Consider the following 25,684-nt stretch of genomic DNA (forward strand, 5'->3'; position numbering starts at 1 on the left):
CGCGGATCTTGAAGGAAAACACCGGCTGCAGGTCTTCGCGCTTGAGCAGCACCTGGCAGCCCAGCCGCTCGGACAGCGCCCGCGCCGGTTGCAGGGGCGTTTCGATCGCCACGTCGTAGACGGGGGCGAGCAGGGTCTTCTTCACGTACTGTTCGAGCATCGGCGGGGCGATCCGGTGGGTGCGGCGGGGGCGAAAAGTCTACTACGAGCACTCCCGGGTGGGTTAGCCAGGCCGTCCGAGCGGCTATAATCGGCGACCCTCCACCCGTTTCGCGGATACCCCCATGAATCAGGACCAGCTCAAGCAGGCCGTCGCCCAGGCCGCGGTCGACCTCATCCTTCCCCAGCTCTCCCGCGACAGCGTGATCGGCGTGGGCACCGGCTCGACCGCCAACTTCTTCATCGACCTGCTGGCCAAGCACAAGCTGGAATTCGACGGCGCCGTGGCCAGCTCCCAGGCCACCGCCGACCGGCTGAAGAGCCATGGCATTACCGTCTATGACCTCAACGGTGTCAACAACCTGGAATTCTACGTGGATGGCGCCGACGAAGCCGACGGCCACCTCAACCTGATCAAGGGCGGCGGCGCGGCCCTGACCCGCGAGAAGATCGTCGCCGCCGTGGCGCGCACCTTCATCTGCATCGCCGACGCCAGCAAGCGCGTCGAGGTGCTCGGCGAATTCCCGCTGCCGGTGGAAGTCATCCCCATGGCCCGCAGCTATGTGGCCCGCGAACTGGTCAAGCTGGGCGGCGACCCGGAATACCGCGACGGCGTGGTGACCGACAACGGCAACGTCATCCTCGACGTGCACAATATGCACATCGTCGATCCGCTGGGTCTGGAAGCCAAGATCAACAACATCGTCGGCGTGGTCGCCAACGGCCTCTTCGCCGCCCGCCCGGCGGACGTGCTGCTGCTGGGCACCGCCCAGGGCGTGGAGCGGCTGGAGCGCAGCTGAATCCGTAGTGTGGAAAACCGCGTCAGCGTTTTCCACAGGTGAGCGCGGGGCGAGGCCAGTGGATAAGGCTGCGCCGTTATCCACGCTTCGGCGTTTATCGCGGCCAGCACGAAAGCAAAAAAGCCCCGGTCAGGCGAACCCGACCGGGGCTTTTTCATGGTGCATTAACGCTTAGAACAGCAAGCGGCAACGGATGGTGCCCTTGATGTTCTGCAGCTTTTCCTGGGCCAGGTCGGAGTAGTCGGCGTCGACGTCGATCACCACGTAGCCGACCTTCTCGTCGGTCTGCAGGTACTGACCGGAGATGTTGATGCCGCTCTCGGAGAAGACGCGGTTGATCTCCGACAGCACGCCCGGCACGTTCTGGTGGATGTGCAGCAGGCGGTGCTTGCCCGGATGCGACGGCAGGGCCACTTCGGGGAAGTTGACCGAGGACACCGAGGTGCCGTTGTCGCTGTACTTGACCAGCTTCTCGGCCACTTCCAGGCCGATGTTGGCCTGGGCCTCGGCGGTGGAGCCACCGATGTGCGGGGTCAGGATGACGTTGTCCAGGCCACGCAGCGGCGAGACGAATTCGTCGTTGTTGGAGCGCGGCTCCACCGGGAAGACGTCGATGGCGGCGCCGATCAGGTGCTCGTCCTTGATGGCGGCGGCCAGGGCGTCGAGATCGACCACGGTGCCGCGGGCGGCGTTGATCAGGATGCCGCCCTTCTTGATGGCGCGGATCTCGCGCTCACCCATCATCAGCTGGGTGGCGGGGGTTTCCGGCACGTGCAGGGTGACGATGTCGCTCATGCCGAGCAGTTCGGTCAGGGAGCCGACCTGCTGGGCGTTGCCCAGGGGCAGCTTGGTGATGACGTCATAGAAGAACACCTGCATGCCCAGGCCCTCGGCCAGCACCGACAGCTGGGTGCCGATGGAGCCGTAGCCGATGATGCCCAGCTTCTTGCCACGGATCTCGAAGGAATTGGCCGCGCTCTTGATCCAGCCGCCACGGTGGCAGGAGGCGTTCTTGGCCGGGATGCCGCGCAGCAGCAGGATGGCCTCGGCCAGCACCAGTTCGGCGACCGAACGGGTGTTGGAATAGGGCGCGTTGAACACCGCGATGCCGCGCTCGCGGGCGGCCTGCAGGTCGACCTGGTTGGTGCCGATGCAGAAGCAGCCGACCGCGACCAGCTTCTTGGCGCAGTCAAACACCTCTTCGGTGAGCTGGGTGCGCGAGCGGATGCCGATGAAGTGGGCGTCGGCGATCTTTTCCTTGAGCTGGGCATCCGGCAGGGAGCTGGTGACGTACTCGATGTTGCTGTAACCCGCGGACTTCAGGATATCCACGGCGGACTGGTGGACGCCTTCCAGGAGAAGGAAGCGGATCTTGCTCTTGTCGAGGGAAGTCTTGCTCATCTGCGTTGAATCCAGAGTGTCCAGGGAGTAAGGATGCCGGCGCGGCGCAGGCCAGTTCAGCCAGCGGCAAAGGGGGGGCCATCTTAGCATGAGCCGCCGCATGCAGGTCCGATTGCGACCTGAAGCTTTCTCAGGGCGACCATGAGCGCCTTGCGACCAGGACCGCGCCGCGGCCCCCGCTTTTGGTTAAGATCATGGGGTCAAGATCGCCCGCAGACGCCACTCACCAGGAGCACCAGATGGCCTACCAGCACCAGTACCTCGATGGCACCAAGATCCACTTTCCCCTGGGCAAGGTCGTCTGCATCGGCCGCAACTACGCCGAGCACGCCAAGGAGCTGAACAACCCGGTTCCCACCGAGCCCCTGCTGTTCATCAAGCCGGCCAGTTGCGTGGTGCCGGTGGCCGAGGGCTTCGCCATCCCCACCGATCAGGGTTCGGTGCACTACGAGGCCGAGATCGCCGTGCTGATCGGCAAGCCGCTGTCGAAGAAGCCGTCGGCCGAAGAGGTGCGCGACGCCATCTCCGGCTTCGCCCCTTCCCTGGACCTGACCCTCAGAGAGGTGCAGGGCCGGCTCAAGGAAAAGGGCTATCCCTGGGAGATCGCCAAGAGTTTCGACGGCGCCTGCGTGCTCGCGCCCTTCGTGCCGGGCGATGCCTTCGAGGACCTGGCCGACATCCCGGTGCGCCTGACCATCAATGGCGAAGTGCGCCAGGACGGCAACAGCCGCGACATGCTCAATCCCATCCTGCCGCTGATCCAGGCCATCGCCGGGCATTTCTCCCTGCAACCGGGCGACGTCATCCTCACCGGCACGCCGGTGGGTGTCGGACCTCTCAACGTGGGCGATGACCTGGTGCTGGAGCTGCCGGACGTTAGCCGCTTCGAAACGCGCGTGCTATAACCCCGCCACCCACCGTCGCCCGGCCGGTGCCTGGCGACGGTGTGCCGGCACGGCCACGACGCTCCAGGCTTTGCCTGAAAAGTGCCTACGCTCAGCGACTTTGCAGACAAGCCATAACAAGAAGCCGTACGAGCCCGCATGTCCAGACTCCCTCGCCTCATCCTGTTGCGCCTGCTTCCCGCCTTTGTCCTGCTGGTGCTGATCGTCCTCACCTTCGTCTGGCACTGGAACGACCGGGCGCTGCTCTGGTGGCAGGAATACCGCACGCCACCGGAAGTCCGCGCCCAGGCGGTCTGGCTGCCGGACTACCAGGCGGTGATCCAGGGCAAGCAACTGCCGGGCCTGGCCGAGGCCGAGACCTCCGATCTCACCTACGATCCCCGTACCCGCACCCTCTTCGCCGTCACCGGCAGCACCCCCTACCTGGTGCAGCTGAGCCTGACCGGCGACATCCTCAGACGCATCCCGATCCGCAACGTGTCCAACCTGGAAGGCGTGAGCGCCCTGCAGGACGGGCGCCTGGCCATCGTCGACGAGCGCCAGCGGCGGCTGTCGCTGTTCCAGCTGGCCGACGACACCCGGGAACTGGACGCCAACACCTTCGAGCACCACGACCTGGGCTTTCCCGACGCCGGCAACAAGGGCTTCGAAGGCATCGCCTGGGACCCGCGGCACCAGCGCCTGATCCTCAGCAAGGAGCGCGACCCGGCCGCCCTCTTCACCCTGGCCAGCGACGGCCGCGGCGTATCCGGCAGCCTCCAGCCCTTTCCGCTGAAGCAGCTGGTGATCGACTATTCCGCGGTGGCGGTCGATCCGCGCACCGGGCACCTGCTGGCACTGTCCGACCAGTCCCACACCCTGGTGGAGCTGACCGCCGAGGGACAACCGGTCAGCTTCATCAGCCTGAGACGCGGCCTGCACGGCCTGGACGCGACCATGGAGCAACCGGAAGGCGTGGCCCTCGACGAAGCTGGCAATCTCTATCTGATTGGTGAACCCAATCTCTTCCACGTGTTTCACAAGGTGTCCAAAGCGGCGCAATGAGCGCCTATTCAGCTTGAATTCAGGGTGGCGCCCTTAGGCTGCGCGGCATTACCGCATCAGGACCCTGTCGATGTTTCCGCTGCTTTCCCCTCGCACCCTGGGCGCCTTGCTGGGCGGCGCCCTGCTGCTGGCCCTGACCCTGGTGGCCCAGCAGCACCGGCTGTTCGAACGCCTCCTGTTCAACGTCCAGAGCAAGCTCCAGGCCGAGAGCCGCCAGGCCCATTCGCTGTGGCTGCCGAGCTACCGGGTCACCGTCGAAGCCCGCTCCATCGGCGAGGGCATCACCGATGTCTCGGCGCTAAGCTTCGATCCGGATCGCCGCACCCTGGTCAGCGTCACCAACAAGCCGGCGCGCTTTCTCGAACTGGACCTGGACGGCCGGCTGCTGCGCCAGGTGGAGCTCAGGGGCTTCAGCGATCCGGAAGCCATCGAGTACATCAAGCCGGGCGTCTACATGATCAGCGAAGAGCGCCGCCAACGCCTGGTGCGGGTACGGATCGGCGCCGACACCCGGGTGGTGGACGTCGACGACCGCCAGGTCAGCCATCCCTTCAGCCTCAGCGATGTGCAAAGCGACAACCGCGGCAACGAAGGCCTGGCCTATGACGCGGCCCGCGAGCGCTTCTTCATCGCCAAGGAAAGCGATCCGGTCCGTATCTACGAGATCGACGGCCTGGGCAGCGAAGCCTTCGAAGGCCTGCAGGCGCTGTCGCTGCGCACGGATCCACAACGCGATCGCCGCCTGTTCGTGCGCGATCTCTCCAGCCTGCAATTCGATCCTGGCACCGGCCACCTGCTGGCGCTCTCGGATCAGTCGCGCCTGGTGCTCGAACTGGACGACGACGGCAAGCCGATCAGCTCGCTGTCGCTGCTGCGCGGCCAGCACGGCCTGAGCCGCAGCGTGCCTCAGGCGGAAGGCGTGGCCATGGACGACCAGGGCCGGCTGTACGTGGTCAGCGAGCCGAATCTGTTCTATCGGTTCGAGAAGCCGTGAGGGTGGGGGCTATTGCTGGAGCCATAAGCCTGCGCGGACAGCCCTATCTCCCTCCGGGAGAGGGTTGGGGTGAGGGCACGTCTGGCAACGAATGCCCCTGTGGAAAAGGCTGCGCTGTTTTCCACGCTACGCAGCCGGTATTGGGTTGAACGCCGGGAAGCCCAACGAACCGGAGCGGCTTTTCCCTCACCCAGCCCTCTCCCAAGGGGAGAGGGGGTGGTTCTGCGCTAGCGGATAACCTGGCGACAATGAATCGCGAAGCTGCCTTTGGCGCTGCACACGAATGTTCGCTCGGACAGCCCCCTCTCCCTTTGGGAGAGGGTTGGGGTGAGGGCGCGCCCGGCAACAACTCTTCAGGTGGAAAAGGCTGCGCCGTTTTCCACGCTACGGCTTCGGCCGGGGCGCTCTGCCTGCCTTGTAGATTGGGTTGAACGCAGCGAAGTCCAACGAACCGGAGCGGCTTTTCCCTCACCCCAGCCCTCTCCCGGAGGGAGAGGGGGTGGTTCTGCACTAGCGGATGGCGTGGCGACAACGGATCGCGGCCCGTCTGGACCGTTAGACCCAAACGCTTGCTCGGACAGCCCCCTCTCCCTTTGGGAGAGGGTTGGGGTGAGGGCGCGCCTGGTAACTAATGCCCCTGTGGAAAAGGCTGCGCCGTTTTCCACGCTACGCAGCCGGTATTGGGTTGAGCGCAGGGAAGCCCAACGGACCGGCGCGGATTCTCCCTCACCCCAGCCCTTGCTCGGAGGAAGAAGGTCATCCAGCGCGGGACGCGGCTCCCGGTCGCCCTACTCCCCCTGCTCGAACAACTCTTCCAGATAGCGCCGCGCATTGGCCACATAGACCTGGGCGTTGGCCGCCAGCTGCGCCTGCTGGGCATCGCTCAGGGTGCGCACCACCTTGGCCGGCGAGCCGAGCACCAGGCAGCCGTCGGGAATCACCGCGTTCTCGGTGACCAGGGCATTGGCGCCCACCAGGCAGTTGCGCCCGATGCGCGCGCCGTTGAGCACCACGGCGTGGATGCCGATCAGGCTGCCGTCGCCGATTTCGCAGCCATGCAGCATGGCCTGGTGGCCGACGGTGACGCCACGCCCCAGAGTCAGCGGCGAGCCGGGATCGGTGTGCAGCACGGCGCCGTCCTGCACATTGCTGTCCGGGCCGATATGGATCAGCTCGTTGTCGCCACGCAGCACCGCGCCGAACCAGACGCTGGCGCCCTCATCCAGGCGGACCTTGCCGATCACCGCGGCGGTAGGCGCGACCCAGCTGTGCGGATAGGCGTCGACGCGGTGTTCTCCCAGGCGGTACTTCATGGCGGTCATCCTCGTGTTGTTAGGGTTGGCGGAAAGTCCGATTGTTCGCCGAGGTGAGCGACGGGCGCAATCGGCAACGACCGGCACCTTCGCGTTGTTGCAAGTCATTCTCGATAGCGAAAGAATGCCCTCAGGGAACCTAAGACCGCGGGACTGCGACGAATGACCACGGCCAGCGCGCTGGGAAAGCAGCCCGGCCTTTGCAAAGCTGGCTGCCGCTGACCGCGCAGCCCTCTGGAACAGCACCGTCAGCCATCCCGGCCCAGGCCGGTTTCCCGAGACCACCGGAATCTGCGAGCGCCCGATGCGTACCACCTGGAAATTCCTGCTGCCCCTCGCCGTCACCGGACTGCTGGCGTTGCTGCCCGCACCGGAGGGCCTGCCCGCTCATGCCTGGCTGTACTTCGCCCTCTTCGCCGGCGTGGTGGTGGGACTGATCCTCGAACCCCTGCCCGGCGCGGTGGTCGGCCTGATCGGGGTGGCCGTGGTGGCCCTGCTGGCGCCCTGGGTGCTGTTCAGCCCGACACAACTGGCGACACCGGGCTTTCGCGCCCCCCAGGAGGCGTTGAAATGGGGCCTGGCGGGCTTTTCCAACAACACCGTCTGGCTGATCTTCAGTGCCTTCATGTTCGCCCTGGGCTACGAGAAGACCGGGCTCGGGCGACGCATCGCCCTCTTGCTGGTCAAGGCCATGGGCCGGCGCACCCTGACCCTGGGCTACGCGGTGATGCTGGCCGATCTGGCCCTCGCGCCCTTCACCCCGTCCAACACCGCGCGCAGCGGCGGCACCGTCTACCCGGTGATCCGCAACCTGCCGTTGCTCTACGATTCCAAGCCCAACGACCCCAGCGCCCGGCGCATCGGTTCCTACCTGATGTGGGTGGCGATTTCCTCCACCTGCGTCACCAGTACCCTGTTCCTGACCGCCCTCGCCCCCAATCTGCTGGCCGCCGCGCTGATCGAGAAGACCGCCCAGGTGCACATCAGCTGGGGCCAGTGGTTCATCGCCGCCGCGCCCATGGGCATCCTGCTGCTGGCCCTGCTGCCGCTGCTGGCCTACTGGCTGTATCCGCCGGAGATCAAGCGCAACGACCAGGTGCCGCTGTGGGCGGCCAAGGAACTGGCCGCACTCGGCCCGCTGACGCGCGATGAAAAGCTGCTGCTGGCCCTGGTGATCGGCGCCCTGGCGCTGTGGATCTTCGGCGCCGCCTGGGCCGATCCGGCGCTGGTGGGCATCCTGGTGATCGTGCTGATGCTGCTGCTGAAGGTCATCACCTGGAACGACGCCCTGGGCAACAAGGCCGCCTGGAACACCTTCGCCTGGTTCGCCACCCTGGTGGCCCTGGCCGACGGCCTGACCCGGGTCGGCTTCGTCGCCTGGTTCGGCCAGTGGGTCGCCGGCCACCTGGGCGGCTTCCACGCCGGCACCGCCATGGTGGTGCTGGTGGCGGTCTTCTTTCTCGCCCACTACCTGTTCGCCAGCTCCACCGCCCACACCACGGCGCTGCTGCCGGTGATGCTGGCCGCCGGCATGGGCATCCCCGGCATCGACCTGCCGGTGTTCGCCCTGCTGCTGGGCACCTCGCTGGGGCTGATGGGCATCATCACGCCCTACGGCACCGGGCCGAGCCCGGTGTACTACGGCAGCGGCTACCTGCCCAGCGCCGACTACTGGCGACTGGGGACCATTTTCGGCGCGCTGTTCCTGCTGGTGCTGCTGGGGATCGGGGTGCCGTGGATCATGATGGTGGTGTGAGGCCGAGGTCGGGGGCCCGGTGGCCCGGGCGGAGTACCGTAGGTTGGGTTGAGCGACAGCGAAGCCCAACGGATTAGGGGTATGGGTGCCTTAGCTGTTTATCGAGTGCTCTGAGGGCTTTGTTTCGCCCACCCGGGCGAGTTACTTTTTGCATTCGCCAAAAAAGTAACCAAAAACGCTTATCCCCACGCTTCGGCCCTCCGCTGCGCTCCGGGTTCCCTCGCTCCGGCGCCGTGGCAGGGGCACGGCACGAAGGTGCTTCCTGCCCCTCGCGCCTCGCTCGGCGTCCTGCCTCGCAACCCCCGCCACGACACCGGAACTCGGCCTCACTGAGGGGACGGGACGCCAGCCTGAGGATTTGGAGTTCAGGGGTCGTAGCGTGGAAAACCGCGCAGCGTTTTCCACTGGAAGGTACCTACACTAACAGTGGACAAGGCTTCGCCGTTGTCCACGCTACGGACGGTTGTGGCTCTTCAACTAACACTTTCAGGCTGGCGAATCGCCCCGTTCAGGAGGGCGAACGCCAGTGTCGTGGAGTGGGTCGAGCCGCATGGATGCGGCGAGAGGTCCAGTGGGCCATGGACGGCCCATCTGGACCGACCCCGGAACGGCGCTGGCGTGAGCGGACCTGGAGCGAAGCGGAAGGCCGGATGGTCGGGGCAAGCGTTTTTGGTTACTTTTGTCCGGGGCGCGCAGCCGCGACTGACAAAAGTGACTCGCTCGGAAGAGCGAAACAAGAAGTGCCAGCAAAACTCGATAATCAGCTAGCACATCAAGACGATGGTTGGCTTGGGCACCGTTGGGCTTCGCTACGCTCAACCCAACCTACCGAACCCAATCTACACCCCTCCCCAAAAATTCCTTCGCCCACCCGACCTTTTGCTTAGGGACCTAAGCATCCCTTCGGCGTAGAATCCACATTCTTAGTGTGCTTTCGATAACACCCGCAGAGGTCGTCATGTCCCACCGTATTCGCCATCCCGGTTTCGCTGCCAAGCGCCAGAGCGCCGAGCAGGCCGCGCAGTTCATTCGTCACGGCATGACCGTGGGCATGAGCGGCTTCACCGGGGCCGGTTATCCCAAGGCCGTGCCCGGCGCCCTGGCCCAGCGCATCACCGCCAGCCACGGCGCCGGCGAGCCCTTCCGCATCAAGGTGCTGACCGGCGCGTCCACCGCACCGGAGCTGGACGGCGCCCTGGCGCGGGTCGATGGCATCGAGTTGCGGGTACCCTTCCAGTCCGATCCGGAGTTGCGCAGTCGCATCAACGCCGGTGGCCTGGAGTACATGGACATCCACCTGGGCCAGCTGGCGGAAAAGGTGCGCTATGGCTTCTTCGGCAAGATCGACGTGGCGGTGGTGGAGATCGCCGCCATTCGCGAAGACGGTCTGCTGGTGCCCTCCTCTTCGGTGGGCAACAACAAGACCTGGCTGGACATGGCCGATGCGGTGATCCTGGAGGTCAATCGCTGGCAGCCCGACGCCCTGGACGGCATGCACGACATCTACACCGACGGCGCCCTGCCGCCCCACCGCACGCCCATCCCCCTGGCGCATCCCGGCGACCGCATCGGCTCGCCCTATCTGGAAGTGCCGCTGGACAAGGTGGTGGCCGTGGTGGAGACCGATGCCCCCGACCGCAACAGTCCGTTCAAGGCCCCGGACGCCGCTTCCCAGGCCATCGCCGCGCACCTGCTGGACTTCCTGCGCTTCGAGGTACGCCAGGGCCGTATCCCGGCCAATCTGCTGCCGCTCCAGTCGGGGGTCGGCAACATCGCCAACGCCTTCATGCAGGGCCTGGCCGAGAGCGAATTCGCCGGGCTGACCGCCTTCACCGAGGTGATCCAGGACGGCATGCTGGAACTGCTCATCAGCGGCAAGATGGAGCTGGCCTCGGCCACGTCCTTTTCCCTGAGTCCGGCGGGCATCGAGCGCTTCGTCGAGCACGCCGAGTCGCTGCGCCAGCGCATCATCCTGCGCCAGCAGGGCGTGAGCAATCATCCGGAACTGGTGCGACGGCTGGGCTGCATCGCCCTGAACGGCATGCTCGAAGCCGACCTCTATGGCAACGTCAACTCCACCCACCAGATGGGCACCGGGATGATGAACGGCATCGGCGGCTCCGGCGACTTCGCCCGCAATGCCTATCTGTCGGTGTTCATGGCGCCGAGCATGGCCAAGAACGGGCTGATCTCGACCCTGGTGCCCATGGTCAGTCACGTCGACCACACTGAGCACGATGTCTCGGTGATCGTCACCGACCAGGGCCTGGCCGACCTGCGCATGCTCAGCCCCAAGCAGCGCGCCCGGGCCATCCTGGAGCACTGCGTGCACCCGAGCTTCCGTCCGGCGCTGGAGGATTATTTCGAACGCGCCCTGGCCGGCAGCCACGGCAAGCACACCCCGCACCTGCTGCCCGAGGCGCTGGCCTGGCACGAACGCTACCTGGTCACCGGCAGCATGCTCGGCCCCACCGCCCAAGAAGCCCACGACTGAAAGGCAAGGCGCCCGAGGCCTCTCGGGCGCCCTTTCGCTCCGCCATCCCCGCCGTCCGTCGGCCATATGCAACTTATTGTGACTTTTTGCCAGCGCGCTGTGTAAAAAGCTGCCTTGTCGGATTCCCAGCCGACATTCCGGGTGATAAAAGACGTGAAATCTCTGAGCAATGTCCTTGATCTGCAAGGGGCATTGCCGTTCGCGGTTGTTCTAACCCCGCCCCCCTTTTGAGAGCTGCCACCGTGAAGATCTGTCATCAACTTGCCGGCCTATTGCTGGCTGGCTTGGTCGGGCTGAGTCCGGCCGTCCTGGCCCAGACCCCACCGAAGGTCAAGGCCGCGGCGGCCGCCACCGCTCAGCGCCTGGCCTCGAACCACGCCCTGGTCGTCGACCTCAAGACCAACCAGGTACTCTTTTCCCAGAATCCCGACCAGGTCGCCCCCATCGCTTCGGTGACCAAGCTGATGACCGCCATGGTGGTGCTCGATGCCCGGCTGCCGCTGGAGCAGACCATCGACATCGACATCAGCGAGAATCCGGCCATGCGCGGCATCTTCTCGCGGGTGCGCCTGGGCAGCCAGCTGACCCGGCGCGACATGCTGCAACTGGCGCTGATGTCCTCGGAAAATCGCGCCGCTACCAGCCTCGCCCATCACTATCCGGGTGGCCAGCGGGCCTTCGTCGCCGCCATGAATGCCAAGGCCCGCGCCCTGGGCATGAGAAACACCCGCTACGCCGAACCCACCGGCCTGTCGCCGCTGAACGTCTCCACCGCACGCGACCTGGTCACCCTGCTCAAGGCCACCGAGCACTACCCGCTGCTCGGCCAGCTCAGCACCACCCCGGAAAAGACCCAGGCCTTCCACAACCCCAACTATGTGCTGGGCTTTCGCAACACCAACCACCTGGTCTACAACGCCGACTGGAGCGTGCAGCTGACCAAGACCGGCTACACCGACAAGGCCGGTCACTGCCTGGTGATGCGTACCGTGATGGCCGGTCGTCCGGTGGCCTTCGTGGTAATGGACGCCTTCGGCAAGTTCACCCACATGGCCGACGCCACCCGCGTGCGCCGCTGGCTGGAAACCGGTGCCCTGAGCCCTCTGCCGGGCGCGCCCAAGGCCGGTCGCAGCACGGTGCTGGCGCGGCAGTAAGTCCTGTCTGGCACGCCAGGAAGCCGCGTCTCGACGCGGCTTCCTGCTGTCCAGCACCTGGCACTTGAAGAACGGACGCCTGCCGCCCCTGGCGAATCGGCCGCCTGGACCTCTTTGACCGCCAAGACGGGCACCCCGGGCATAAGGCGCGGTCTAGGGCTGTATCCCCTACCTGGAACGCCCTATGAGCAAAGACGCGATCGCCCACGAGTACTACGAAACCATCACCGGCCGCTGCTGGCTGGATGACGTGCGCGAATGGCGCCGCCTGCAGGCCGAGGCCCAGGCCGCCGCCGATCGCTACCTGGCCTGCCCGGAGGACCTGGGTACGCCCGAGCGCGAACGCCTGGAGCAGCGCTGGCGCGCCATCAATGAGGAGGCCGGTGCCTTCTGGCAACGCATGTGGGCGAATCTGGATCGTCAGTGAGGGGGCGCGGCTTCAGGCAGCGCTAGCGAGAAGCGCCAGCAGGCCTTCGGGTACCAGCCGACAGCTGTCGTCGAAGGAATCGAGCGGCCGCCAGGTGGCCATGAAGGCCTCACCATCGCTCTCCTGACCAGGCAGCTCGGTCTGCGCATAGAGCTGCCGATCAACGAATTCGGCGGCGTAGACCAGCACCACCTCGTGGCCCGGCCGCCCGGCGTAGCTGAACAGCGATTCCAGGGTGCCCAGCAGCCTCACCTCGGCCAGTTCGACGCCCAGTTCCTCGCGCATCTCGCGCCGCACGGCCGCCAGGCTGGTTTCGCCGAATTCCACGCCACCGCCCAGGGGCCGACAGAAGCTTCGGCCATCCTGCGGATCCCGCGTCTCGCGCACCAGGATGCGCTTGTCCTGGCGCAGCACACAGAGCGCCAGGACGCGAATCTGATCGCTCATCAAACCAGCCCTTCGGCCCTCAACTCGCTCTTGAGATAGGCGTAGTACACCGGCGCCGCCACCAGCCCGGGCAGGCCGAAGGCCGCCTCGAACACCAGCATGGCCACCAGCAATTCCCAGGAACGGGCGCTGATCTGGCCGCCGACGATGCGGGCGTTGAGGAAGTACTCCAGCTTGTGGATGGCGATCAGGTAGCCCAGGGCCGCCACCGCGACCCAGATCGACAGCGACAGGCCGGCGATGAAGATCAGGGTGTTGGACATCAGGTTGCCGATCACCGGCAGCAGGCCAAGGATGAAGGTGAGGATCACCAGGGTCTTGGCCAGCGGCAGATGGACATCGAACAGCGGCAGCACGCCGAGCAGGAAGATGCCGGTCAGGGTGGTGTTGAGCAGCGAGATCTTGATCTGGGCGAAGACGATGTTGCGAAAGGCCTGGGCCACCAGGCCGAGACGCACCAGCAGCGCGCCGGACAGTGGGCGCAGGCGCTCGGGATCAGGCGTGGGCTGCAGCGCGACGATGGCACCGAGGATCATGCCGATCAGCACGATGACGAAGGTCCGTGCCGCGTCGCGACCGAACAGCTGCAGTTGCGCCACATGGGCGCGTACCCATTCCACCAGCTCCTGCTTCATGCTGTCGGCGTTGGCCGGCAGGTAGGCATCCAGCGAAGGCGGCAACTGGGCACGGGCGCGCTCGGTGAGCACCATGAACTTGTCCAGCAGGCGTCCGGGGTTCTGGACTTCCTGGATGATGAAGCTGGTGAACCAGACGAAGAACAGCGTCAGCAGGCTCACCACCAGGGCGCCGAGCAGGGCCACGGCGAGCCAGCGCGCGCCGCCGCCGGGCATCTGCCGCTGCAGGCGCCCGGCCAGGGTGTTGACCAGTTCGTACACCAGCAGGCCGGCCAGCAGGCTGGGCAGGAGCTTGAGCGGGAGAACCAGATAGAGCGCGGTGAAGACGATGATCCAGCTGGCCAAGATGGCCTGGCGTTGCGTGAAGGCGTACATAGATTACCGGCGGCAGAATCCCTGCCCGCAGTCTGACAGTCTGCCGCCTCGCCGCCCAGCCTAGTGTGGTGTTTCAAAAGTTATCTAGGCAATTTTGCCGGCGCCTTTTGTCCCTGGACGTCGTTGCCCCTGCTCGCCATAGCCCTGCCATGACTCGTCCCGGCGCCTAGACCAGGAACAAAAATCACTCGCCACTTCTTGCGCGAACGTCTGAAACACCACACTAGACAGCGAAGAACGCCCGGACCTCCGTTACCCGAACGGGCGCTTTGGCGCCCCTCGTCTCAGTTGGCCAGTTCCGCGGCACAGACCCGGGCGCGGCCCTGGTGCTTGGCCGCATAGAGCTGGGCATCGGCGGCGGTGATCAGGGCGGCCGGATCGACCGCGGTCGGCGGCAGCGCGGTGGCCACGCCCAGACTCAGGGTGACGTAGCCGGTCACCGAGGAATAGCCGTGGGTCAGGCGCTGGTCGTGCACCTGCTGCAGCAGCCGCTCGGCGACCTGGGTAGCGCCTTCCAGGTCGGTGCCCGGCAGCAGGCAGCCGAATTCCTCGCCGCCGTAGCGCGCCAGCAGGTCATAGGGTCGGAACAGCCCCTGGCCCAGGGCCTGGGCGACCTGGCGCAGGCACTGGTCGCCGGCCAGATGGCCATAGTGGTCGTTGTAGGCCTTGAAGTGATCGATATCCATGAGGATCAGCGAAAACGGCGTGCCTTCGCGCTGACTCTGGCGCCAGCCGCGCAGCAGCGCTTCGTCGAACTGGCGGCGATTGGCGACGCCGGTGAGGCCATCGACCAGGGCGATGCTGCGCAGGGCGTCGCGTTGCGCCTTGAGGGTCAGCTGGGTGCGCACCCGGGCGCGGACGATGACCGGATTGATCGGCTTGCTGATGAAGTCCACCGCGCCGAGTTCCAGGCCGGTCACCTCTTCGTCGGGGCCTTCCTGGCCGGTGACGAAGATCACCGGGATGGCGGCCGTGGCGGGCTCGGCCTGCAATCGCCGCAGGACCTCGTGGCCATCGAGCTGGGGCATCATCACGTCGAGCAGGATCAGATCCGGCTGCTGGGCCAGGGCCAGTTGCAAGGCTTGGGCGCCACTGGTGGCCATCAGGGTCTCGCAATCCTGGCGAAAGAGTTCGTGGAGGATGCGGATGTTCAGCGGTTGGTCGTCGACGATCAGCAGCTTGGGCTTGCTGCGTCCGGCGGCCTGCGCGGTCGGCGGAGTCATAGGGCTTCCTTCAGATCAGGCAGGGTAATGAGCGCCGCGGTGAAGTCGAGGGTCTCGACCTGGGCGCGCAAGAGGTCGTAGCGCACCTGGGCTGCGGCGCGGCAGTGCACGGGCAGCTCGGCGATCAGTTCCAGGGCGTCGAGATTGCCCTGGCTGAGCAGCTGTTCGAGTTCGTCCAGCCGGGCGCGCCAGTCGACCTGGGGGTCGGTGTGGGTTGCGTTTGCGACTGCCGTTTCGGCAATGACGGGCGGTGGCAGGAGCTCGGCCAGGGCGCTGCGCAATTCGACCAGGGCTTCGTCGAGCAGCTGTCGCAGGGTCGTCAGTTCCATCGCCACCTCCGGGGGGACACCCGCGCCGGCCTTGCCGGCGCGTTCGCCCTCGGCGGCACGCGCGGCCAGGCGCTGGGCACCCATGGTGCCGGCGCTGCCCTTGAGGGAGTGTAGTACGGCCACCGCTGCCTCGCTGTCGGCGGCGTGCCAGGCTCGGGCGAGCCCTTCCAGCAGGCTGACGGAGTCCTCGGCGAAGCGTTCCAGCAGCGAGCCGAACAGCCGGGCATCGCCTCCGAAGCGGCGCAGGACGAGACTCAGGGGTTCCACCTGGCAATCCTCGCCGACCGGCGCGGCAACGGGCGCGACGCTGACCTCCTGGCCGGTCAGGCGTTGCAGGCGGGCGACCAGCAATTCCAGGTCGATGGGCTTGCCGATATGGTCGTCCATGCCGGCGGCCAGGCAGGCGTCGCGATCGGTATGGGAGGCATTGGCGGTCATCGCCAGGATCGGCAGGGTACGGAAACGTCCGTCGGCGCGGATGCGGCGGGTGGCTTCCAGGCCGTCGATGTCGGGCATCTGCATGTCCATGATGACCACGTCCAGCGGCGCGCCGGAGAGCACCCGCTCGACCCCTTCCAGACCGCCTTCCGCCAGTTCCACCTGGGCGCCCTGGGCCAGCAGCAGCTCGGCGGCCACCTGGCGGTTGAGGGCATTGTCTTCCACCACCAGCAGGCGCAGGCCTGCCAGCCGGTGGCTCTCGTCGACCACCGCGGCGGCGTGCACACCAGCCGGAATCTCGGCGCCCAGGGCCCGCTCCACCACCTCGACGATCTGCGCCGGGGTCACCGGCTTGGTCAGGTAGTCGTCGAAGGGCGCATCGGCGCTCTGCTGGGTTTCGGACAGGAAGTCGCGGCCGAAACCGGTGAGCATGATGACCTTGGGTCGGTTGTCGGCCTGCCGCTCGCGCAGCTGTCGGGCCGCCAGCAGGCCATCGCCGTCGGGCATGCGCCAGTCCATGAGCACCGCCTCATAGGGCTGCGCCTGCTGCTGGGCCTCGGCGACCCGCGCGAGGGCGGCGGCGCCGCTGGTGACCAGGTCCACCTGCCAGCCGAGGGCGGCCAGGGTTTCCACCAGCACCTCGCCGACCAGGGTGTTGTCGTCGGCCAGCAGCACCCGCCGGCGTACCGGCGCCAGCTGGGCCTCGCCCTGGCTGTCCACCGCCAGGGCGGCATCGAACCAGAAGCGGCTGCCCACCCCCAGCTCGCTTTCCACCTGCAACTGGCCATCCATCAGCTCCACCAGGCGCTTGCAGATGGCCAGGCCCAGCCCGGTCCCGCCAAAGCGCCGGCTGATCGAGGCCTCGGCCTGGGTGAAGCCCTGGAACAGCTGCTCCTGATGCGCCGGGCTGATGCCGATGCCGGTGTCCTGCACCGAGAATTCCAGGCGCAGTTGGCCATCGTCCCGCGACAGCTGGCGCACGCTGACCAGCACCTGCCCCGCTTCGGTGAACTTGAGGGCGTTACCGGCCAGGTTGATGAGGATCTGCTGCAGCCGCAGGCTGTCGCCGATCAGGGCGGTGGGCAGTCCGGCATCCAGGTGGTAGTTGATCTCGACGTTCTTTTCGCTGCTGTTGCCGGAGAGCACCACGCCCAGGTTGCGCAGCACCTGCTCCAGGCTGAAGGGATGGACATCCAGCTGCAGCTTGCCGGCTTCGATCTTGGAATAGTCCAGCACGTCGTTGAGCAGCCCCAGCAGCGAACGCGCCGCCTGCTGGGCCTTGGTCAGGTAGTCGCCCTGGCGCGCGTCGAGCGTGGTGCGCTGCAGCAGTTGCAGCATGCCCAGCACGGCGTTCATCGGCGTACGGATCTCGTGGCTCATGTTGGCCAGGAAGGACGACTTGGCCTGGCTGGCCAGGTCGGCGCGGGTGCGCTCCTCGCGCAACCGGTGTTCCAGCTCCAGCTGTTCGGTGATGTCGCGGTTGATGCCCACTACCCGCAATACCCGGCCGCGCGGATCGCGCTCGGTGCGGGCGCCGGCGATGATATGGCGCAGCGAGCCATCCCGACGGCGGATGCGGAACACCGGATCGAACACCGCGCGCCCGGCCATGGCGGCGCCCAGGCGCTCTTCGGCGCTGCCCAGGTCGTCGGGGTGCACGCGGTCGCGCCAGTCGTTGTAGGTGATGCCGCGCGTGCGCTGCTCCTCGCTCCATTCGTAGAGATCGAACATCCGCTCGTTGCACTGCACCTGGCCGGTGTCGGGCTGCCAGCACCAGATGCCCAGCTGGGCGACGTCGGCGGCCATGGTCAGCTGATCGCGGGTCTGCACGAGCGCCTGGCGCTGGCGACTCTGTTCGGTGATGTCGGCGATGATGGCCACCGCCAGGCGCTCGCCATCGGTCCACATCACCCCCAGGCTCAGGGTGATCGGGAAGACACTGCCGTCCGCCCGGCGCCCCTCCATTTCCTGGCCCTGTTGAGCGGCCTTGTCGTCGGGCGCCGCCTGCGAGCAGCTGAACAGCGCCTCGTAGCCGGCCAGATAGCCGGGAATCAGCCGGCGGACGGGTTGACCGATCACCTCGGCCGCGCAATAGCCGAAGATGCGTTCGCCGGCGGGGTTGAAGGAGCGCACCAGGCCATTGCTGTCTACGGTGACGATGGGGCTGACCGCGGTGTCCAGGATCGCCCGGGTCAGGGCCAGGCTGGCAGCCAGCTCCTGCTCGGCGGCCTTGCGCTCGGTGACGTCGGAGGCGATGCCCAGGTAGCCGCTGACCTGGCCCGAGACATCGCGCATGGTGGTCACCACCAGGCTGACGTCGCGGTGTTCGCCGTCGCGCCGGACGAAGGTCCACTCGCGGGCGTCTGCACCGGCGCGCTCCGAGCGCTCCACCAGCACCCGGAAGCCGGTGACCGGCAGGCCGTATTCGGCTTCCAGGGCCACGCCCTGGGTCGCCAGTTCTTCCGGCAGATGGAAGTCGCTGGCCTGCCAGAGCCCCACCACCTCGGCGGCGCGATAGCCCAGCAGGCGCTCGGCGCCTTCATTGAACAGGGTGATGCGACCTTCGTGGTCGGTGGCGATGATGCCCACCTCCGAGGCCGCGCGCAGCACGTCGCCGAGCAGGCGGTTGGTCTGGCTGAGTTCGACGGTGCGCTGGGCCACCTGCTCTTCCAGCCGGGCATTGAGTGCCAGGATCTCGGCCTGGGCGGCCTTCTGCAGCGAGATGTCGCGCACCGTCTTGGAGGCGCCGATGACCCGGCCGTCACGGCCGCGCATGGGCGAGACGCTGACCAGCACCTCGATGAGGTGGCCGTCGCGGTGCTGGCGACGGGTCTCGAAGTGCGGCACCGGCTCGCCGCGACCGATGCGGGCGAGCACCGACCGCTCTTCGTGTTCGAGTTCGGTGGGCACCACCAGATCGAGCAGGCGCTGGCCCACGGCTTCGCTGGCGCTGTAGCCGAACAGCTCCTCCGCGGCGTGGTTCCAGCTCAGCACCACGCCCTGGAGGTCCTTGCTGATGATGCCGTCGGACGAGCTTTCCACCACCGCGGTGAGATTGGCCTGGTCCTGCTGGTACTGGCGGCGCCGCTGGCGCGTGGTCATCACGGCGAAGGTGAGGCCGGCGGCCAGCAGGCTGAACAGCTTGCCGAACAGGTGGACCAGCGGCACCGAGACCAGGTGCTGGGCGGCGACGAAAGCCGGGGTGGCGGTGAACGCCAGTTGCCATTGGCGGCCATAGACCTCCTGCACCAGCCGCCGCTCGGTCGGCGCCTCGGCGCCCTGCGCCTCTTTTTCGCCCTGGCGATAGAACAGGCTGGGGGCCTCGGGAACGGTCACATCGCTCAGCCGGATGATCAGCCCGGGAATGTTCAGGCGCATGCTGCCGAACATCTCATCGATGCTCAGGGGCACATAGGACCACCCCAGGGTGGCCGCCTCGCGGGCAGTCGGATCGGCCGGCGCCTGCCCGCCCTGGTAGATGGGCAGCAGCATCAGAAAGCCGGGCTCCGGCGGCTGGGAGGCCTGCAGCTGCAACGGACCGGTGAGGTGGATGTCGGCATGCCGCATGGCCAGCACAGCGGCCTCGCGGCGGATGGGATCGGACGCCGCATCCAGGCCGATGGCCTTCAGATTGCGCCAGGCGGGTTCGAGGTACTGGACGACGTAGCGATCGCCTGCGTGGGAGGCGAAGGGATGGATGGTGAAATCCGGCCAGCCATCGGCACGGGCCCTGGCGAGAAAGGCGGCCTCGTCGGCCTGAGGCACGCGGCGGATGAAGCCGACGCCGCGGGCACCGCGAAACTCCTGGCCCAGATCGTGGACCCGCCCGTAGTCGCCGAGCAGCTCGCGCGACAGACTGCTGCCGGCGACCACCACCACATCACGCATGCCGATCAAGCTGTATTCGTAGATGCGCAGCCGATCCAGCACCTGATCGCGAACGTCATCGGCAACGTCGTCCAGGGCGCTGCGCAGCTGCTGTTCATTGCGCTCGGTCAGATGGCGCATGGTCAGGCTGGTCAACAGGACGCCGAACAGAAAGACGCCGAGACTCCAGCGTACGCGAGAGGATTTGCACAGCCTGCTGAACATGAAGCCCCTGGTGGCAAAGGGTGCCACGCCGTAGGTTAGGCGGTGCCAGGAGCGGGAAGCGCGGACGGAGCAGGGCCTCCACCAGACCTGGCGGTAACAGCTAGCCCATCGGCGGGAAAAAAGGCTTTCTTGATACCGCGGATTGGTCGTCGGGCCGAGGCGCAGCGGGCGATCCGCGCAAAGCGGCAGGCCAGAGCAAGTTCACGCGCTAATTAGTTTTACTGTTTCTGACGAGTGGTCTAGGCCCAATCAGCGTCCAGGGGCGATTTGCTGACCTGCCGGACAGCAAAAAGGGAGCGCCGACCTGGCGTCGGCGCTCCCTTTCAACACCCCCAGGAATCAGATGCGGAAGCCACCCACCAGCCGCTGCAGGCGGCCGGCCTCGGCTTCCAGGGCGGTACAGGCCGCCAGGGTGGCCTGGAGGTTGTCGACGCCCTGCTGGTTCAGCAGATTGATCTCGCTGATGTCCATGTTCAGGGTCTCCACCACCGAGGTCTGCTCCTCGGTCGCGGTGGCCACCGACTGGTTCTGGCCGTCGATCTCGCCAATGCGCTCGGTCACGCTGCCCAGCCGCTCGCCGGCGCTCTTGGCCACCTGCATGCTGTGGGCGCTCTGCCGCTGGCTTTCCTGCATCAGCGCCACGGCGTCGCGCGAGCCGGTCTGCAGTTCCTCGATCATCTGTTGGATCTGCTGCGCCGAACTCTGGGTGCGGCTGGCCAGGGAGCGTACCTCGTCGGCCACCACGGCGAAGCCACGCCCGGCCTCACCGGCGCGGGCCGCCTCGATGGCGGCATTGAGCGCCAGCAGGTTGGTCTGCTCGGAGATACCGCGGATGACCTCGAGGATCTGGCCGATGTTGGCGGTCTTGCCGTTAAGTGCCTCGATATGCTCGCAACTGGTGCCGATCTTGGCCGACAGCGCCTGCATGGCGTGCAGGGCTTCGTCCAGCACCTCGCGGCCCTCCTCGCCCTGGGCGCGGGCGGTACTGGCCTCGCCGGAAGCATGGGCGGCATTGCGGGCGATCTCCTGGGCGGCGGCGCCCAGTTCGTTGATGGCGGCGGCCACGCTGGTGGTGCGCTGGGCCTGCAGATCCGACTGTTGCATGGAGGATTGCGACGACTCCAGCACCCGGCGCGTGCCCTGATTCAGCTCGCCGGTGCTCTGCGCCACGTCGCGGATCGAGGTATGGATGCGCGCCACGAACTTGTTGAAGGCCTCGGCCAGGGCGCCGAATTCGTCGCGGGCCTGCACCGGCAGGCGGCGGGTCAGATCGCCCTCGCCTTCGGCGATGTCGGCCATGGCGCGGGTCAGGTCATGCAGCGGGCGCAGCAGCACGCGGATCAGCAGCCCCAGCAGCAGGATGATAGCGACCACCGCCACCAGGGTGGCGACGATGGCCAGGTTGCGTGCCTGGGTCACCGGGGCGTAGGCCTTGGCCTGGTCGATGGACAGGCCCAGGTACCACTTGACCGAGGGCAGGCCATTGACCGGGGTAAAGCTCACCAGGCGGTCGCTGCCATTCTGGCTGACGGCGTGCAGACCCGGCTGCAGGGACGGCGTCTGCTCGGGGAAGACGTCCTTGAGGGTCTTGAGCACCTGCTCGGGATGGCTGCTGACCAGCACCTTGCCGTCGCCGTCGACCAGGAAGGCTTCGCCCAGGCCACCGACGTTGAGCGAGGTGATGATCTCCACCAGCGCCGAGAGGTTGAGGTCGCCGGCCACCACACCGGCCAGTTGGCCGTCGCGCTGCAGCGGGGTGGCGATGGTCACGCCCAGCTGTCCGGAAGAGGCGAAGATATAGGGCGGGGTCAGCACCGTGGCGCCGGCGGCGGTGGCGGCCGCGTACCAGGGTCGCTTGCGCGGATCGTAGCCGGCCGGCAGGGTGCGCAGCGGACGGGTGGTGTAGGTGCCGTCCACCTCGCCCAGGTAGGTGGAATCGAAGGTACCTGTGTAGATCTTCTGGTCCAGCAGACCGACCAGGCCGGCGGGCGAACGATCGCGCGCCAGGGTCTGGGCTTCGCCTTCGATGAGCTTGACCCGCGCATCCAGCCAATAGGCGACGTTGCCGGCGGTGACCCGACCGGTTTCCGCAAGGTTGGCGCTCAGACTCTGGTCGATGGCCTGGCGTTGCAGGTAGGCGTTGAAACCGGCGGAAGCGGCCAACGCGGTGGAGATCACCAGCGCCGCGACCAGCAGGATCTTGTGGCTGAATTTCAGGTGTCGCTTCATACAGGTCTGCGTCCGTGGCCAGGGTGGAGCCATGCCGGATTCAGGGCATGGCGGTCACTCGTTATCGGGCACATACGTTACGACTTGAGCGGAGCGACAGCCTCTTTTCGGGGGCCCGCGCTAGATGCGGAAGCCACCCACCAGCCGCTGCAGGCGACCGGCCTCGGCTTCCAGGGCGGTACAGGCCGCCAGGGTGGCCTGGAGGTTGTCGACGCCCTGCTGGTTCAGCAGATTGATCTCGCTGATGTCCATGTTCAGGGTCTCCACCACCGAGGTCTGCTCCTCGGTCGCGGTGGCCACCGACTGGTTCTGGCCGTCGATCTCGCCGATGCGCTCGGTCACGCTGCCCAACCGCTCGCCGGCGCTCTTGGCCACCTGCATGCTGTGGGCGCTCTGCCGCTGGCTTTCCTGCATCAGCGCCACGGCGTCGCGCGAGCCGGTCTGCAGTTCCTCGATCATCTGCTGGATCTGCTGTGCCGAACTCTGGGTGCGGCTGGCCAGGGAGCGGACCTCGTCGGCCACCACGGCGAAGCCGCGCCCGGCCTCACCGGCGCGGGCCGCCTCGATGGCGGCATTGAGCGCCAGCAGGTTGGTCTGCTCGGAGATGCCACGGATGACCTCGAGGATCTGGCCGATGTTGGCGGCCTTGCCGTTGAGTGCCTCGATATGTTCGCAACTGGTGCCGATCTTGGCCGACAGCGCCTGCATGGCGTGCAGGGCTTCGTCGAGCACCTCGCGACCCTCCTCGCCCTGGGCGCGGGCGGTGCTGGCCTCGCCAGAGGCATGGGCGGCGTTGCGGGCGATCTCCTGGGCGGCGGCGCCCAGTTCGTTGATCGCCGCGGCGACGCTGGTGGTTCGCTGGGCCTGGATATCGGACTGCTGCATGGACGACTGCGAGGCTTCCAGCACCCGGCGGGTACCCTGGTTGAGTTCGCCGGTGCTCTGGGCCACGTCGCGGATCGAGGTGTGGATGCGCGCCACGAAATGGTTGAAGGCTTCCGCCAGGGCACCGAATTCGTCGCGGGACTGCACCGGCAGGCGGCGGGTCAGATCGCCCTCGCCTTCGGCGATGTCGTCCATGGCCCGGGTCAGGTCATGCAGCGGGCGCAGCAGCACGCGGATCAGCAAGCCCAGCAACAGGATGATGGCGACCACCGCCACCAGGGTGGCGACGATGGCCAGGTTGCGTGCCTGGGTCACCGGGGCATAGGCCTTGGCCTGGTCGATGGACAGCGCCAGGTACCACTTGACCGAGGGCAGGCCCGCGACCGGGGTAAAGCTCACCAGGCGCTCGCTGCCGTTCTGCAGCACGTGATGGAAACCGGGGGCCAGGCTCGGCGTCTGCTCCGGGAAGACCTCCTTGAGCGATTTCAGCACCTGGTCGGCGTGGCTGCTGACCAGGATCTTGCCGTCACCGTCGACCAGGAAGGCTTCGCCCAGACCGCCGGCGTCCAGCGAGGTGATCATCTTCATCAGGCTGTCCATCACCAGGTCGCCGGCCACCACACCGATCAGCTTGCCGTTCTGCCGGACCGGCGCGGCGATGGTGATGCACAGGAAGCTCTGCGGCGGCGCGGTGAGATAGGGCTCGGTGAGGATGGGGCCGCCAGCGCTGATCGCGGCCTTGTACCAGTCGCGCTGGCGGGCGTCGTAGCCGGCCTCCATGGGGGTATGGGGGCGGTCGGTGAAGGTACCGTCGACCTCACCCAGGTAGGTGGAGTCGAAATTGCTGGTGTAGAGCCTCTCTTCCAGCAGGCCCACCACGTTGGCCGGGCTGCTGTCGCGGCTGAGCGCCTGGGCCTGGCTGTCGATCAGCTTGACCCGCGCGTCCAGCCAGTAGGCGATGTTGCCGGCGGTGATGCGGCCGATCTCGCCCAGCGAGGCTTCGAGACTCTGGGTGATCGCCTGACGCTGCAGGTAGGCATTGAAGCTGGCGAAGCCGGCCAGGGCGATGGTCACCACCAGGGCGGCCGCCAACAGGATCTTGTGGCTGAATTGGAGCGAGCGTTTCATGGGTACCACGCGTAGGGCTGGAAGTGGGCGGCCGCGCTCCTCGCAGCTACTTATTGCGATAGGCATCGAGAGGGCGAACCGACCGGGGGGGGGACGATCGAGGCCAGACTATTTACGCTCAAATCTGACTTTTTGGCCGGACACAACCGATAAACGTTCTCACATCGCCGATGTCTGGCCGACCCGGTCTAGAGCAGGCTGAATCCCTTCAGCAGCAGCAGGCCGAGATTGGTGGTCAGCATCCCGCCGAGGGTACTGAGCACCACGATGGTCGCCGCCAGCTGGGCATTGCTGCCGGCGGCGCGGGCCATGACGAAACTCGACGCCGCGGTCGGGCACCCCAGATAGAGGAAGAGGATGCCCAGCGCCGGACCCTGGATGCCCAGCGCCAGGGCGCCCAGCACGCCCAGCAGCGGAATCCAGACGATCTTCCACAGGCTGGCGCCCAGCGCCAGGCCGCTGCTCTCGCGCAGCGCGGCCAGCGACAGGGTGGCGCCGATGCACATCAGCGCCAGCGGCAGGGTGAGACCCGCGAAGTAGCGCGCCGAGGTGTCCAGCCAGCGCGGCAGCTGCCACTGGAAATAGGCGAAGGGAATCGCCAGCAGGATGCCGATGATCAGCGGATTGCCGAGGATGCTGCGCAGGAGGGTGCGCCAGTTGGCCTCCAGGTGCGGACTGTAGATCGCCAGCACGATGGCCGAGAGCACGTTGTAGAAGAGGATGACCATGCCGGCCATGATCCCGCCCACCGACAGCCCATAGTCGCCGTACTGGGTCGTCGCCAGGGCCAGGCCGACGATGCCGCAGTTGCCGCGAAAGGCACCCTGCACATAGACCCCGCGATCGGCATGGGGGCAGCGCCAGATCGCCCAGCCCCAGGCGGCCAGGAAACTCGCCACCGTGGCCAGGGCGAAATAGCCCAGCAGCAGCGGCTGCAGCGCCTCGCCGAGATCGGCCTTGAGGATGCCGAGAAACAGCAGGGTCGGCATGGTGGCGCGAAACACCAGCGCCGAGGCGGTGTTGATGAAGGAGGTGTCGATCCAGCCCAGCCGCCTGAGCACGCAGCCCAGCAGCACCAGGGCGAAGACCGGGGCGGTGACGTCGAAGGTCGCCTGGACCAGGGCAAGCACGTCGGACATGGCAGAAGGCATCGCGGAAACGGCTCGCGATGGTAGCAGGCACGGCGCGCCAGGGGTTCCTTCCTTCCGTCATCGCGAAGTGACATCAGTCAATGCTTAGCTTACTATCTACCCGCCCGATTCAGACGACGCCCCCGATCCATCCCCTGCTTCGCCTCGGCGCGACCGCTCTAGCTTCCTGCCAGGGAAGCCGGCGAAGGGGTGGAACAATAAGACAGACAACAGGTTCAGACGTAGCAGACGACAGATCCGCATGCGGTTCCGATTTGCGATGTCGTCGATCGAGTCGAAGTCTCTTTTCACGATTGCATTGCGAG

At 66.7% G+C, this 25,684-nt stretch carries 18 protein-coding genes and 2 pseudogenes; 8 read left to right on the forward strand and 12 right to left on the reverse strand.

The annotated features are described in order from the left end of the window. On the reverse strand, positions 1 to 160 hold a 160-nt coding region (locus QMX82_RS17165; RefSeq protein ID WP_282285839.1), incomplete at its 3' end, for a pyridoxal-phosphate dependent enzyme. Between the two features lie 124 nt (positions 161 to 284). On the opposite strand from QMX82_RS17165, the gene rpiA reads away from it, so the two are divergent. Further along, positions 285 to 959, forward strand: a complete 675-nt coding sequence (gene rpiA, locus QMX82_RS17170) for a ribose-5-phosphate isomerase RpiA (RefSeq protein ID WP_208692837.1) — start codon at positions 285 to 287, stop codon at positions 957 to 959. A gap of 171 nt (positions 960 to 1,130) precedes the next feature. Here rpiA and serA read toward each other — a convergent pair whose 3' ends face one another. After that, positions 1,131 to 2,360, reverse strand: coding sequence for a phosphoglycerate dehydrogenase (gene serA / locus QMX82_RS17175; RefSeq protein ID WP_208692839.1), 1,230 nt, complete (start codon positions 2,358 to 2,360; stop codon positions 1,131 to 1,133). Between the two features lie 239 nt (positions 2,361 to 2,599). On the opposite strand from serA, the gene QMX82_RS17180 reads away from it, so the two are divergent. The 3 genes from QMX82_RS17180 to QMX82_RS17190 all read left to right on the forward strand — a co-directional run bounded on the left by QMX82_RS17180 (position 2,600) and on the right by QMX82_RS17190 (position 5,303). Continuing rightward, on the forward strand, positions 2,600 to 3,265 hold the full coding sequence (locus QMX82_RS17180; protein ID WP_208692842.1) for a fumarylacetoacetate hydrolase family protein: 666 nt from the start codon (positions 2,600 to 2,602) through the stop codon (positions 3,263 to 3,265). 138 nt (positions 3,266 to 3,403) lie between these two features. Then, a complete protein-coding gene (locus QMX82_RS17185) occupies positions 3,404 to 4,309 on the forward strand; it encodes an SdiA-regulated domain-containing protein (RefSeq protein WP_208692844.1) in 906 nt (301 codons plus the stop codon). Between the two features lie 70 nt (positions 4,310 to 4,379). After that, positions 4,380 to 5,303: an SdiA-regulated domain-containing protein gene (locus QMX82_RS17190; RefSeq protein WP_282285808.1), complete on the forward strand. Its 924-nt coding sequence runs from the start codon at positions 4,380 to 4,382 to the stop codon at positions 5,301 to 5,303. 788 nt (positions 5,304 to 6,091) lie between these two features. Here the strand turns inward: QMX82_RS17190 and QMX82_RS17195 are convergent. Beyond that, entirely contained in the window at positions 6,092 to 6,616 is a 525-nt protein-coding gene (locus QMX82_RS17195) for a gamma carbonic anhydrase family protein (RefSeq protein ID WP_282285810.1), read from the reverse strand. Between the two features lie 304 nt (positions 6,617 to 6,920). On the opposite strand from QMX82_RS17195, the gene QMX82_RS17200 reads away from it, so the two are divergent. The 4 genes from QMX82_RS17200 (at position 6,921) to QMX82_RS17215 (ending at position 12,447) form a co-directional block, all read left to right on the forward strand. Further along, a complete protein-coding gene (locus QMX82_RS17200) occupies positions 6,921 to 8,372 on the forward strand; it encodes an anion permease (RefSeq protein ID WP_282285812.1) in 1,452 nt (483 codons plus the stop codon). A 958-nt stretch (positions 8,373 to 9,330) separates the two neighbouring features. Further along, on the forward strand, positions 9,331 to 10,866 hold the full coding sequence (locus QMX82_RS17205) for an acetyl-CoA hydrolase/transferase family protein (protein ID WP_208692850.1): 1,536 nt from the start codon (positions 9,331 to 9,333) through the stop codon (positions 10,864 to 10,866). A gap of 242 nt (positions 10,867 to 11,108) precedes the next feature. Then, positions 11,109 to 12,020, forward strand: a complete 912-nt coding sequence (pbpG, locus tag QMX82_RS17210; RefSeq protein WP_037006760.1) for a D-alanyl-D-alanine endopeptidase — start codon at positions 11,109 to 11,111, stop codon at positions 12,018 to 12,020. 184 nt (positions 12,021 to 12,204) lie between these two features. Beyond that, positions 12,205 to 12,447 (forward strand): hypothetical protein, encoded by a 243-nt coding sequence (locus QMX82_RS17215; RefSeq protein WP_133862253.1) that lies wholly within the window; start codon positions 12,205 to 12,207, stop codon positions 12,445 to 12,447. Positions 12,448 to 12,459: 12 nt separating this feature from the next. On the opposite strand, the gene QMX82_RS17220 is transcribed toward QMX82_RS17215, so the two are convergent. From QMX82_RS17220 to QMX82_RS17250, 9 genes and pseudogenes are all read right to left on the reverse strand, one after another. Beyond that, the gene (locus QMX82_RS17220; RefSeq protein WP_208692852.1) at positions 12,460 to 12,894 is read right to left on the reverse strand and encodes an NUDIX hydrolase; all 435 of its coding nucleotides are present in this window, start codon (positions 12,892 to 12,894) and stop codon (positions 12,460 to 12,462) included. Continuing rightward, positions 12,894 to 13,904, reverse strand: a complete 1,011-nt coding sequence (locus QMX82_RS17225; protein WP_133862255.1) for an AI-2E family transporter — start codon at positions 13,902 to 13,904, stop codon at positions 12,894 to 12,896. The genes QMX82_RS17220 and QMX82_RS17225 overlap by 1 nt, the downstream gene beginning before the upstream one ends. A gap of 284 nt (positions 13,905 to 14,188) precedes the next feature. Next, entirely contained in the window at positions 14,189 to 15,127 is a 939-nt protein-coding gene (locus tag QMX82_RS17230) for a diguanylate cyclase domain-containing protein (protein WP_208692862.1), read from the reverse strand. Then, complete coding sequence (locus QMX82_RS17235; protein ID WP_282285819.1) at positions 15,124 to 19,986, reverse strand: PAS domain S-box protein; 4,863 nt, start codon at positions 19,984 to 19,986, stop codon at positions 15,124 to 15,126. The genes QMX82_RS17230 and QMX82_RS17235 overlap by 4 nt, the downstream gene beginning before the upstream one ends. Positions 19,987 to 20,325: 339 nt before the next feature. Further along, on the reverse strand, positions 20,326 to 21,090 hold the full coding sequence (locus QMX82_RS26090; protein WP_374941207.1) for a methyl-accepting chemotaxis protein: 765 nt from the start codon (positions 21,088 to 21,090) through the stop codon (positions 20,326 to 20,328). 93 nt (positions 21,091 to 21,183) lie between these two features. Further along, positions 21,184 to 22,248 (reverse strand): annotated as a pseudogene (locus tag QMX82_RS26095) (HAMP domain-containing protein); the annotation flags it as partial. Positions 22,249 to 22,335: 87 nt separating this feature from the next. Next, positions 22,336 to 23,100: a methyl-accepting chemotaxis protein gene (locus QMX82_RS26100; protein WP_410003747.1), complete on the reverse strand. Its 765-nt coding sequence runs from the start codon at positions 23,098 to 23,100 to the stop codon at positions 22,336 to 22,338. Between the two features lie 93 nt (positions 23,101 to 23,193). Beyond that, a pseudogene (locus QMX82_RS26105) lies at positions 23,194 to 24,294 on the reverse strand (HAMP domain-containing protein); the annotation flags it as partial. Positions 24,295 to 24,416: 122 nt separating this feature from the next. Then, positions 24,417 to 25,358 (reverse strand): AEC family transporter, encoded by a 942-nt coding sequence (locus QMX82_RS17250; RefSeq protein ID WP_442969397.1) that lies wholly within the window; start codon positions 25,356 to 25,358, stop codon positions 24,417 to 24,419. Between the last annotated feature and the right edge of the window lie 326 nt (positions 25,359 to 25,684).

It is taken from the genome of Pseudomonas sp. PS02302, from assembly GCF_029959585.1.
GTDB lineage: Bacteria > Pseudomonadota > Gammaproteobacteria > Pseudomonadales > Pseudomonadaceae > Chryseomonas > Chryseomonas aestiva.